The organism is Alitibacter langaaensis DSM 22999 (assembly GCF_003096995.1).
Lineage (GTDB): Bacteria > Pseudomonadota > Gammaproteobacteria > Enterobacterales > Pasteurellaceae > Exercitatus > Exercitatus langaaensis.
In genome coordinates, this window is sequence record NZ_QENU01000002.1 from 210,528 (window position 1) to 222,861 (window position 12,334).

A 12,334-nucleotide genomic window follows, 5' to 3' on the forward strand; every position below is an offset into this window, starting at 1 on the left:
CTGAAAGTTATTTTGCAAAATTTAAAAATAAAAACACCGCTTGAACATCAATCCAAACGGTGTTTTAAATTAACTGACTTTTAATTCCGCCCAAGCCCTTTTGATGATTTCTTGACTGGCTTGTAATGCCAAAAATGCCAAAACAAACGCCACAATTAAATCAGGATATTTTGATTGAAAAAAATAAACTGCCATACCCGCCAAAATTACCGCCACATTACCAATCGCATCGTTTCGGGAACACACCCACACACTGCGGACATTGCTGTCGCCATCACGAAATTTTAATAATATCAACAATGCCGACACATTGATCAATAACGCCAAAAATCCCACAATGCTCATTTCAGAATAACTGGGCATTTCCCCATAAAACACACGATAAATGGTTGTCATTAAAATAAATAAACCAAAACCGCCCATCGTTATCCCCTTAACCATAGATGCTTTGGCTCGGTAACTTAACGCCATTGGCAAAACAATCAAACTTATCAAATAATTGGCACTGTCGCCCAAGAAATCCAAACTGTCCGACAACAGCGAAGTTGAATCTGATTTAACCCCCATCACAATTTCCACAAAAAACATTGATAAATTTAATATCAAGACAATCCACAAGGCTTTTTTGTACTTGGGCGATTGATGAATGGGCTGATTTGAACCACAACAATTTTGGCACGCCATTTTTTTTGATCCTGTTTTAAGATGAAATTTGCTATACTATAAACTCCGTAGTCATTACAGGGTCAAGCCAAAATGTCAAAATTTTTTAAAATAAAACAAGCCAGTGAACAAACAGGCGTACATTTGGAAACCATTCGTTATTATGAAAAACAAGGCTTAATCGCCCCTACACATCAACAAAACGGCTATCGTGTGTTTGATGACAATCAGTTAGAACAATTACGCTTTATTAAAACTTGCCGTAATATCGGTCTTTCTTTAAGTAACATCAAAACGCTGTTGCAATTACAACAAACGCCTAACAAACAATGCAATGAAATCAATGCACTTGCCGAGCAACATTTGGCATATTTGGACGAACAAATCACAGAACTACAACAAGTTAAAACTTTTCTAATGCAATTTGTGGGTTGTGAAAATAAAACGGTTGATAAGTGTCAGATTATTCAAGGTATTAAAGAAAAAGAATAGCGGAATATTTTTCAGGCAGCCTGAAACCTTTTTCCATTATGGGTTTGATTTTGACGGTGGTGTTGCTGTTTGCCTTTCAAACCCAAACCATTATTGCCAATCCCTTGATTATTTTGCTGATTGCCATTCCCTTGCTGGCACAGACTTACGGCATTTTTGCCTTGGCTCACGTTTTGGCAAAATAGCTCAAATTACCACACGAAATTTCCGCCCCTGCGTGCTTGATTGGCACGAGTAATTTTTTTGAATTAGCGGTGGCAATTTCTTTGTTCGGTTTGCACTCGGGGGCGGCATTGGCAACGGTGGTCGGTGTGCTGGTGGAAGTGCCTGTGATGCTCTCGCTAGTGTGGTGGCTTAATCGGCAGGTAACGTCATCTTCTTTGGTGGCAATCACAAAATCCGCCCCTTTCTGTAAAAGCACATCGCCTTTGGCGTGCGTGCGAGACAGAGCAATCACGTTTGCCCCTTGCATTTTGGCGATTTGAATGGCGGCAATGCCTACCGAGCTGGTCGCTCCGCCCAATACAACAAAATCGCCTTTTTGCACCTTGCCAAATTCAATCAAACCGCCGTATGCGGTTACAAACATCATCCAACTTGCCGCAGCTTGTTCCATTGTGAGGTTTTCAGGGTGTTTTACCACAGCGTGAACGGGCATATTTACGATTTCGCCATAAGTGCCGTATTCGGTAAACATAAATGATGGAATTACGCTCACTTTGTCGCCAACGCTGAACTCTCTCACGTTCGTACCAACCGCTGTTACCACGCCTGCACCTTCGTAACCCATTGTGGTAGGGAAAACAGGTTCAATCACATACGCCCCTTCACGATACATCATTTCTGCACGGTTTAAGCCTATGGCGTGGATTTAGATTTGTACTTCGTGTGCTTTTGGGGCAGGGGCTGCCACATCAACGATTTGCAAGACATCAGGCGAACCTGTTTTTGTAAATTGGATTTGTTTGCTCATTTTTTTCTCTTTAATAAAATGGATTTAATCGTGGAAAAACACGGTTTCGCCTTGTGGGGCTCTGGGCTGATGAATGTCATTGGCTGGCGATTGGCTATCAGGTTTACCAAAAGACACGACCACCATCAACTGATAATCATCAGATACGCCAAATTCTTCTCGTACCACATCAGGATACATCGCCAAGAGTAATTGTGGCACACTACCAAAGCCACGAGCAGTCAAAGACAATATAAAGGTTTGTACAATCATACCCACGTCCATTGCCGAAAAAACGTTGTCGCCAATTTTGGGCATAAAGAAAAAAGCACAATGCGGTGCACCATAAAAACGCACATTCTCTTCGGCAAAATTTTTGCGACCTTCTTTGTCAGTACGAGAAATGTTAAACGCATCGTATAGCGATGGTGTTGTTAGTGCTGGTATTATTGTTCAAGGATTTCTTGCAACTGCTTACCATTTTGACCGCACTTCCGCTCTCTATTGGCGGCGCAGCAGTTGGCTTGCTCGCCTACGGTGCAGCGTTGGATATGTCTTCTGTGATCGGCATTTTGATGTTAATGGGCATCGTAACTAAAAACTCCATTTTGCTGGTGGACTTCGTGATAGAAAAACGTCAACAAGGAATGATACGCCATCAAGCCTTAATTCAATCGGGTTCGGAACGTGTCCGCCCGATTTTAATGACCACCATTGCAATGGTAGCGGGAATGATCCCGGCCGTGTTTGCCAGCGGTGCAGGCGCGGCATTTAGAGCACCTATGGCAATCGCTGTCATTTGTGGTTTAATCGCCTCAACCTTGTTGAGCCTAGTATTTGGCCTGTAGTTTATTCCTTAATGGATGACCTCAGAGAATGGCTAGCCCCGAAATTAGCCAAATTAACATCAGTAACACCGGAGGATAGAATCCCAAGAAGAGAAGGATAATCTTTTTGAAAAAATACTGTTTGAAATTTAAATTTCAAACGGTATCTCTTTATCGATGCTGGCGATTAACTGCAATAAGTGGCTTATTTAGCTTATCTTCTGTCATTCCATGCATATATGCATTATACTGCCATACAATGAATTTTTGCTTGTATTGCTCATTGATTTCTTCCAATCGTTGTACTTGAGCCTTTAAATTATTTACTTGTTTTTGCAAATAATCTATCGTTACATTTGGTTGAGGATTAGCTTTAGAGTTTTCTTTTATTCTTTGTTTCCGTGTACTAAAAGCCTTTTGTATATCACTATAATTAGCTAGTGATTGTCTTTCAATGCTTTTAATATTCAATAGTTGTGAAACTTCAGAACAAAGTAAATCCCATGTTAATTTACCCTCCCAAGTATTAATCAACATGATTATATCTTCTAAATTTTCTTCTGTAATAAGAATTTTAGGCATACTATAACTCCATTAGTCTATATAAATCATCGTCTAACTTAGCTGTTTCTTTCTTCTGTATATCTAGATCCATTCCTCTTTCCAACAAAGCTAATTTAATAGGGGAAGGATCATACTCATCAGGCATCCTTAATAAGGAACCATTTGGGATGCTCTCATTTTCTAAGAATTTAATTTTAGTTTTTATGTGAGTTAGTCTCCATCCTAAATTACTTATCCAGCGATCTGCACCAAAAACACCTATTTTATGGTGTTCTTTAGCTTTATTAAATTGTTCGGTTATCTGAGCTTCACGCACCTTTAAGATTTCTAAGGAGTGCTCTAAACCTTTAATACAAACAAGCTCTTTACATGTTTCACAATCTCCATGACGAGAACATGGAGACATTGCATAATCATGTTCACAGATCCCTATTTCTGTTACCGTTGCGATTCCAATTCTATCTTTCCCTAAGTCTTCATAGGTAATAGGAAGATTCAAATGAATTTTATCTAAGATAGAAATATCTTCGGGAATGAGTAAATTTCTAACTGATTCACTTTTTTCTTCTTCTGTTCTGTGATCATAAGCTTTGTTATCTGCAACTCTTGCTCGTCCTGCCCAATTAGCTAAAGTTAACTCATCCATTCCTCCTCGTTCAGCTTTTGTACTTAACCAATGTCTTGCATTGTGTGATGGTAATCTTATGAATTCTCCTTTGGATGTGCCTATACAATGTTTTTCCCATAATGATGTTTTAGGACGAGTTTCAGAATAGCAAAACCTAGCATTAATTTGATTCACCGTTGGTAACACAAAAGAAAAACTTTTAGGGGAAAAGTCATCATGAAATTCATTTTCTCTAAATAATAATAAAGCTTCAGAAACCTTAACATTTTTATGTTTATCAACATAAGGCCAATTATGAAATTTTGATGTATATTTTTTATATAAAAATTTTCCTAACACCTCATAAGTTATAATTCCATCATTTTCACTTATTAAATTTTTAAACCATTTAGTATTAGTGCTATTTTTGTCAATATCTAGTACTTCAACAATTTCACTTTTAGTTAAAGGCTTTTGGTATAAAGAACGGGATGGCGCAGCCTCTTTATTGGATAACATCAATATATTAGGATTTTCTTCTGCAAATTTAGCAACTCCTCTTGCTAAGGAGCCTATACTTGCTAAACGTTTAACTGCTTCAACAACAATATCTTGCATACAGCTAGGAACCCATTTTAATCCCTCTTTACCATTTTTTGCAGGTATCCATCGAATACCTAACTGCTTATTTCCCAAGCTATCATCCTCCCATTCTAAACAATTAATAGATAAAGACATTAACTCTGAACAACGAGATGGAGCAACCATAAGTAGAGCCATAACAGCCGTATAATATTCAGTTTCTTTGTCTAAATTAGGGGCATCATGAAAGAGTTTAGCAACCAGCATCATTTCTTCATCAGTTGGCATTTTACTTGAGCGGTATTCTTTTCCTTTTTCATCTAGTAATATAGTCAAATCTCTAGGGCGTTTGTAAGGACTTTTCCATAAAGGTAGTTGAGGTGTAATTTGATTTTCTCTACAAAAATCAAATAATTTTTGAATTTGATAACCTAATTTATTGACTGATTCCGTACCTTTTTTATATTTTTTTTATACGATATTTTCTACTTCATGAATAACTAAATAGTCAAGCTGAAGTATGTCAGCCTTTCCTTTAATATTGTAGAGAGCCATTTCAACTATACGTAAAGATTCAGTATGTCGGGCTAAATTCCGAATGGGATTTAGAGAATAAGTATAACGAATATAGGCTTTGGCAAATTCAATGAATGGTGCAGCTAATGGCTCATATTTATAAGCTGTAGATTTAATTCTTTCTGTGGAAAAACGAACCTGAACTGGATAAATGCTGAATGTTGTTTTCCATTGGTTGTTTTCCCAGCAATCACTTCCAAAGGTAGTAAGCTGATTTTTACTGAAATTAATAAATTGCTCTAAATTAGATTTAGGATTATTATCTTTCGGAGTAAAAATTAGATTGTTCATAATCAGTGGCTCCCCATAGTTCTTTTCATATCATTGCAAGCTTGAACAACATACTCAACAGCTAGAATAATACGATCTTTGGATGATGCATAATCTATGCTTTTAGTCTGTTTTAAACGTTCTTCCTTTTCCTCATACAACTTATTTAAGATTTGTTGATGAGGACCATCAACGAGCGGTCTAAACTTAGGACATAAATAACAAGTTTCATAGCCAGTTATACAAAAATCATTTGTACCACAAGCACCTATTGTATCTATTCCGTTATTGGTTATTAAAGATGTTGGATCATGCCCCCTTTCGCTTTCATTTAAGTTAGAAATAATTCTACCTGTAAATGCTTGAGCGAGTTTTCCCATTTCAGCACCCATAACACGATCAATGTATTGCACTGTATCAGCTGTATTTTCAGTATAAACTTTAACGTTTTGTGTATCTGTATGATCTAGGAGCTCTGCTATAATCGTTGCCCCAACCCCTTTTCTTCCTAGATTTGTTCCTCTAGTATGGCGAAAACGTCTTGCTGTTACATGAATAATCTCGCCTGTTCGTTCTGAAATTGCTTTTTGGTGAATACAGAATTTTCGTAATGCGTATAGCTCCAACGAAGAAGCAGAATAATGAAAAATATCTTTGTTTAATAATGAAAGATCAAAATTCCTATTTTTGATATTCTTCTTTAAACAATTCCAATCAATAAACATTGGTAATTTCATTTTATAACTAGAAATAAAGGTTTCATCAACCAAACTAAGCAATTTCTTATATTGATATTCTATAAAGTTTAGGAGAATTAAATATAAGTCCTCTGTGATAGCAAGTTTTTTAAATGTTTCTCTGAATAATCCTCCTCTTTTTTTGGCACTAGGGATATTTAGAAAATAATTCCATGTTCCTTGAGAGATTTCCTTTCTTAAATCTTCAAATTTTAAATGGCGTATTTGAATGGGTCTTCTAGCTGTAGATTGAAGTAAGTGAATATATGCATATGTTTCAAATGAAATAAGATCTTCTCTCCAAAGTCTAGCAAGTTCAGCCATTAAAGCCAAAATTTCATTTTCGGTAAATGCTCCTGTATAAGGGCATCTCATTAATACCGATTTACCTTTATCATTTCCACTCAACGTAAAGCTTTCTAGCAATGACACAACAGATTTATCAACTCCATAATAGCCATACTCATGCCATGACAATAAAAAACCCTTTAATGCTCCTAAATACCATTCATGTTCTTTTCCTAGTTTATTTTTCCAATCCAAGATTATTGGCACATTAATGACTTCTAAATTAGTTGAAATTACTAATCGTTGAAATTGTTGATACATGTGATATACGTGATAACTTGAGTATTTTTCGGCATATATTGCTAATGTTTTTCTAAACCCATCTAATGTTTTTTTATTTATATTTAATATGGGTTGAGAAAAGTTAATGGTTTTGTCTTTACTTATATGCCAAGAGTTTTCATTTTCATCAAATACATACCCATCTCTTGACTGTCTAAGACGTTTATTCTGATTCATAATTATCAACCTTTTTTTGAAACTGAATCTGAAGATCTAATAATATCTTGTTAGCTTTTTCTCTTATATAACGTTGATTATAAATATTTCCTGATTTCTCGGATGTATGCCCCATAAGATGTTGTCTCATCTTTGCTTCTTTTTCAGGAGAAATAAAATCTTTATGAGAAGAATCATGATTTACATTTTGATTATTTTTATCCACCTTTCGTGAAAAATCTAAGTTCCATTCATGACGAAAAATATGTGGATGAATAATAGAAAATTTAGAATCTATCTTTTTCATCGTTGGTACAATAACATTATCAAAAGAACTGGTACTAATTGGGTTTCCTTGCGTTTTTCCTTTTCGATGGGTTACAAATAAATATGGATGTTTATTAGCGTTAGGAATCTTAGAGCGATAGTTCATAATATAGTCATTGATAAGTTGAGCTATATTTTGTGAAATAGGAAGTCGCCTTTCTTTCGTTTTACTTACAGCTTGCTTCTTCCTTGTGTCAAATTTATCATCATGCGTTCGTCTAATTGTAATTGAGGATTTAGCTGTTCCTATATCAATAAATGGGATTTGAATTGATAATAGCTCTCCTCTTCTAATCCCTAATTCCTTTAATAAGATAAACATCAAATGGTTTCTTTTTCTAATTCCAATATCTTGAAATGGATTATTAGGATTAGAAAAGTTCGCAATAGACATAAACTCATCTAACAATCCATCAGGTAGTTCACTTTCTGGTTTGATAGATAATGTTTTATGATTTTTAGGTCTTGACTCTTTAATTAACGTAATTAGTTTCGTCAATTTTTCAATATATTCATTAGATACATTAATTACTTTAGATAGAAATAATATGTATTCTGAAAGCGTTGTTAGTCTATTATATTGATGACTAAGAGATACGGCAGAATAAATATCAATAAATTGAGTCCTACCTTTCATTAACACACTTTTTTTTGTATTGATTACATTCTTTCGCTTTTTTACATTTATTCTCATATGTTGGATAAGAGATTCTAATTGGTTTTCTGTTAAGAGTGCTTTGTTATGAATTAGATCGCTAATAACAAGATTATTCTGTTTTTCCCAATTCATTACCCACTGTATAGTTCCCAGCTTATTTCTAATTGTGTTTACTGCGGATTGATTACGTAGTTCTACAGTTACCCATAGGGTTGAATAAAAATCAGGGATACCAGTTTTAACATTAACCAATATAGGAAAACGTTCTCCATTTGAAAAAAGGACTGTTTCTAATCTATGCATAATCATTTAATTTACAAAAATATCATATATAAATACTATCAAATTAAAGATGTTGTGTCAAAATTAATGTAAAAAAAGAGAAGTCTTATTTTATAAGGCTTCTCTCTGGTTTCTATGATGTATTTTTACATAATTTCTGTATATGGATTTCAGAACGGAATATCATCGTCGAAGTTATCCATTGGTGGTTCAGCGGCTGGTTTAGCAGCTTGTTGACGAGGTGCGTTATAGTTGGATTGTTGTTGACCCGCAAAGTTTTGCTGTGGCGCACCTTGTGGGGCGAATCCGCCTTGTTGTGCATTACGACTATCTAACATTTGCATGACATCGCCTTGGATTTCAGTTGTATAGCGATCTTGTCCGTTTTGATCTTGCCATTTGCGAGTGCGTAAGCGACCTTCAACATAAATTTGCGAACCCTTGCGAAGATATTCACCCACCACTTCTGCTTGGCGGCGATAGAAGACGATACGGTGCCATTCTGTGGCTTCACGGCGTTCACCAGTATTGCGATCTGTCCAGCTTTCGCTAGTTGCCACACTTACATTTGCTACCGCTTCGCCGTTTGGCATGGTGCGGATTTCTGGGTCGTTACCTAAACGACCAACGATAATAACTTTATTAACGCCTGCCATAATTTTTCCTTATTTAATTCGTTTTTTATCACAAAAGTGCGGTCTATTTTGCCTGAATTTTGCAAAAAGATCTATAAATTTTCACTGAATATTTTAACAGAGTTGAAAATGTGCGATAATTGCCGAATTTCTATTCGAGAGCAAATTTTAGTTATGGATCAAATCGATATTCGTGGGGCGCGTACCCACAATTTAAAAAATATTAATCTCACCATTCCACGCGATAAGTTAATCGTGATTACGGGCTTATCGGGCTCGGGAAAATCTTCATTAGCCTTTGATACCTTATATGCGGAAGGGCAACGTCGTTATGTAGAAAGTTTATCTGCCTATGCGCGTCAGTTTCTTTCTTTGATGGAAAAACCGGATGTGGATAGTATTGAAGGTTTATCTCCCGCCATTTCTATTGAACAAAAATCCACCTCTCATAACCCACGCTCTACGGTTGGTACGGTTACAGAAATTCATGATTATTTGCGTTTATTATTTGCGCGCGTCGGGGAGCCTCGTTGCCCAACGCATAATGTGCCGTTGGCGGCGCAAACTATTTCACAAATGGTTGATAAAGTGTTGAGCTTGCCCGAAGAAAGCAAAATGATGTTGCTTGCCCCAGTTGTGAAAGCGCGTAAAGGGGAGCATGTCAAAGCCTTGGAGCTAATTGCCGCACAAGGCTATATTCGAGCGCGAATTGACGGCGAAATTTGTGATTTGTCGGATCCGCCTAAACTGGAATTGCAGAAGAAACATACGATTGAAGTGGTGGTGGATCGCTTTAAAGTGCGGTCAGATTTAGCCACAAGATTAGCGGAATCCTTTGAAACAGCGCTTGAACTCTCAGGCGGAACGGCAATCGTGGCAGATATGGATAACCCAAAAGCCGAAGAATTAATGTTTTCTGCAAATTTTGCTTGTCCGCATTGTGGCTATTCTGTTCCAGAATTAGAGCCACGTCTTTTCTCATTTAATAATCCTGCAGGCGCTTGCCCAACTTGTGATGGTTTAGGCGTGCAGCAATATTTTGATGAAAGTCGTGTTGTGCAAAATGAAACCATTTCGCTGGCGAGTGGGGCGGTAAAAGGCTGGGATCGCCGTAATTTCTATTATTATCAAATGCTGAAATCCTTAAGCGAGCATTACAATTTTGACATTGAAGTGCCTTATCAGGATTTGCCAAAGCATATTAAAGAGATTTTAATGCATGGTTCTGGCACGGAAGAAGTTAAATTCACTTATTTAAATGATCGTGGCGATAAAGTCGTGCGTAATCACCCTTTTGAGGGCATTTTAAATAATATGGCGCGCCGTTATAAAGAAACAGAATCGATGACCGTGCGTGAAGAATTAGCCAAAAATATCAGCACACGTCCTTGCCAAGATTGTTGCGGTTCCCGTTTGCGCCCCGAAGCCCGCCACGTTTATATTGGGCAAACAAATTTACCTGATGTGTCTGAAATGAGCATTGGGGAAGCGTTAGCATTTTTTGAGAAACTCGCATTAGCAGGTCAGCGTGCGCAAATTGCCGAAAAAATTCTCAAAGAAATTAAAGAGCGTTTATCTTTTTTAGTGAATGTTGGGCTAAATTATTTATCACTTTCTCGTTCGGCTGAAACCTTATCGGGCGGGGAAGCGCAGCGCATTCGCCTTGCAAGCCAAATTGGCGCAGGTTTAGTGGGCGTCATGTATGTGCTTGATGAGCCTTCAATTGGCTTACACCAACGTGATAATGAACGTTTGTTGAATACGCTTATTCACTTGCGTAATTTGGGAAATACGGTGATTGTGGTAGAGCACGATGAAGATGCCATTCGTGCCGCTGATCATATTATTGATATTGGGCCGGGAGCTGGTGTACATGGTGGGCAAGTGATTGCGCAAGGCACAGCACAAGAAATTATGCAGAACCCGAATTCGATCACGGGAAAATTTTTATCAGGCGAAGATAGCATAGAAATCCCTAAAAAACGCACCGCACTTAATAAGAAAAAATTGCTGAAATTAAATGGCGCAACGGGCAATAATCTCAAAAACGTCAATTTAGAAATCCCCGTGGGATTATTTACTTGTATTACGGGTGTATCGGGTTCGGGTAAATCGACATTGATTAACGATACCTTATTTCCATTGGCGCAAAATGCGTTAAATCGTGCAGATAATATTCATTTTTCACCTTATAAATCCATTGAAGGGTTGGAGCATTTTGATAAAGTCATCGATATAAATCAGAGTCCAATCGGTCGCACGCCTCGTTCAAATCCAGCCACTTACACTGGCTTATTTACGCCAATTCGTGAGCTTTTTGCGGGCGTGCCAGAAGCGCGTGCTCGTGGCTATAATGTGGGGCGTTTTAGCTTTAATGTGCGTGGTGGGCGTTGTGAAGCTTGCCAAGGCGATGGCGTGATTAAAGTGGAAATGCACTTCTTACCTGATGTGTATGTGCCATGCGATCATTGTAAAGGCAAACGCTACAATCGAGAAACCTTAGAAATTCGCTATAAAGGCAAAACAATTCATCAAGTATTGGATATGACAGTGGAAGAAGCGCGTGAGTTTTTCGATGCGATTCCTGTGATTGCGCGCAAATTGCAAACTTTAATGGATGTGGGATTATCCTATATTCGTTTGGGACAATCATCCACAACTCTTTCGGGCGGTGAGGCGCAACGTGTGAAATTGGCGACTGAGTTATCTAAGCGTGATACAGGAAAAACGCTTTATATTTTGGACGAGCCGACCACAGGTTTGCATTTTGCTGATATTAAACAGCTGTTGGAGGTTTTGCATCGTTTGCGTGATCAGGGCAATACGATTGTGGTGATTGAGCATAATCTGGATGTAATTAAAACTGCCGACTGGATTGTGGATCTTGGCCCAGAAGGGGGAAGTGGCGGTGGACAAATCATTGCCACTGGTACACCTGAAAAGGTTGCACAAGTCGAGGGGTCTCATACGGCAAGATTCTTGAAATCAATTTTAGCGCAAAAATGACCGCACTTTTGCCATAAAAAGGCTTTATAGCAATGGTGTGATCACTACGTAATCTTTGAAATACCTTCTTAGACGAATAAAAATTTGATGCCTTTAACCTTAGAAATAAAGTTAAAGGCATCTTTAGTTAATGAGAACCTATTTTCTTTCTTTGCCACTACCAGCGCTTCATTTCATTGAATAAGCCATCTTCCATGAATGCGAAACAATGATCTTTCAAGTTGGATATTTGTGAGCTAAGTAAGATTACCTATCAATCGAATTGGGGACTGAATTAGCATTTATCCATTTTGCTATTATCAGCTTTCGTATCAGCTCTTATATCAGTCCCAATTCTATTAACACTCACTGAAAACTTCAGTGAGTGTAG

The 12,334-nt window shown here is 37.4% G+C and carries 11 protein-coding genes and 2 pseudogenes; 4 read left to right on the forward strand and 9 right to left on the reverse strand.

Features of this window, described 5'->3' with window-relative positions:
- Positions 1-69: 69 nt before the first annotated feature.
- Positions 70-684 (reverse strand): cation diffusion facilitator family transporter, encoded by a 615-nt coding sequence (locus tag C8D76_RS02725; protein WP_116631280.1) that lies wholly within the window; start codon positions 682-684, stop codon positions 70-72.
- A 72-nt stretch (positions 685-756) separates the two neighbouring features.
- Here C8D76_RS02725 and C8D76_RS02730 point away from each other — a divergent pair, with 72 nt between their 5' ends.
- A complete protein-coding gene (locus C8D76_RS02730) occupies positions 757-1,155 on the forward strand; it encodes a Cd(II)/Pb(II)-responsive transcriptional regulator (RefSeq protein ID WP_005613541.1) in 399 nt (132 codons plus the stop codon).
- A 14-nt stretch (positions 1,156-1,169) separates the two neighbouring features.
- Positions 1,170-1,526: pseudogene (locus C8D76_RS10090) on the forward strand (arsenical-resistance protein); the annotation flags it as partial.
- On the opposite strand, the pseudogene C8D76_RS10060 reads toward C8D76_RS10090, so the two are convergent.
- Positions 1,496-2,128: pseudogene (locus tag C8D76_RS10060) on the reverse strand (zinc-dependent alcohol dehydrogenase family protein); the annotation flags it as partial. The pseudogenes C8D76_RS10090 and C8D76_RS10060 overlap by 31 nt on opposite strands.
- Positions 2,129-2,152: 24 nt before the next feature.
- Complete coding sequence (locus C8D76_RS02740) at positions 2,153-2,464, reverse strand: nitroreductase family protein (RefSeq protein ID WP_279305823.1); 312 nt, start codon at positions 2,462-2,464, stop codon at positions 2,153-2,155.
- A gap of 80 nt (positions 2,465-2,544) precedes the next feature.
- Here C8D76_RS02740 and C8D76_RS02745 point away from each other — a divergent pair, with 80 nt between their 5' ends.
- A complete protein-coding gene (locus C8D76_RS02745) occupies positions 2,545-2,955 on the forward strand; it encodes an efflux RND transporter permease subunit (RefSeq protein WP_237601199.1) in 411 nt (136 codons plus the stop codon).
- 150 nt (positions 2,956-3,105) lie between these two features.
- Here the strand turns inward: C8D76_RS02745 and C8D76_RS02750 are convergent, their stop codons facing one another.
- The 6 genes from C8D76_RS02750 to C8D76_RS02770 form a co-directional block, all read right to left on the reverse strand.
- Complete coding sequence (locus C8D76_RS02750) at positions 3,106-3,516, reverse strand: hypothetical protein (RefSeq protein ID WP_005631033.1); 411 nt, start codon at positions 3,514-3,516, stop codon at positions 3,106-3,108.
- 1 nt (position 3,517) lies between these two features.
- Positions 3,518-5,023: an integrase gene (locus C8D76_RS02755; protein WP_243405792.1), complete on the reverse strand. Its 1,506-nt coding sequence runs from the start codon at positions 5,021-5,023 to the stop codon at positions 3,518-3,520.
- A 135-nt stretch (positions 5,024-5,158) separates the two neighbouring features.
- Complete coding sequence (locus C8D76_RS09990) at positions 5,159-5,554, reverse strand: hypothetical protein (protein WP_243405793.1); 396 nt, start codon at positions 5,552-5,554, stop codon at positions 5,159-5,161.
- 2 nt (positions 5,555-5,556) lie between these two features.
- Entirely contained in the window at positions 5,557-7,077 is a 1,521-nt protein-coding gene (locus C8D76_RS02760) for a site-specific integrase (protein WP_207774988.1), read from the reverse strand.
- A complete protein-coding gene (locus C8D76_RS02765; protein WP_016533798.1) occupies positions 7,064-8,344 on the reverse strand; it encodes a site-specific integrase in 1,281 nt (426 codons plus the stop codon). Before C8D76_RS02765 ends, C8D76_RS02760 begins: the two co-directional genes overlap by 14 nt.
- 149 nt (positions 8,345-8,493) lie before the next feature.
- Positions 8,494-8,979 (reverse strand): single-stranded DNA-binding protein, encoded by a 486-nt coding sequence (locus C8D76_RS02770; protein ID WP_116631282.1) that lies wholly within the window; start codon positions 8,977-8,979, stop codon positions 8,494-8,496.
- Between the two features lie 153 nt (positions 8,980-9,132).
- On the opposite strand from C8D76_RS02770, the gene uvrA reads away from it, so the two are divergent.
- Positions 9,133-11,964, forward strand: a complete 2,832-nt coding sequence (gene uvrA, locus C8D76_RS02775; RefSeq protein ID WP_116631316.1) for an excinuclease ABC subunit UvrA — start codon at positions 9,133-9,135, stop codon at positions 11,962-11,964.
- Positions 11,965-12,334 lie beyond the last annotated feature (370 nt).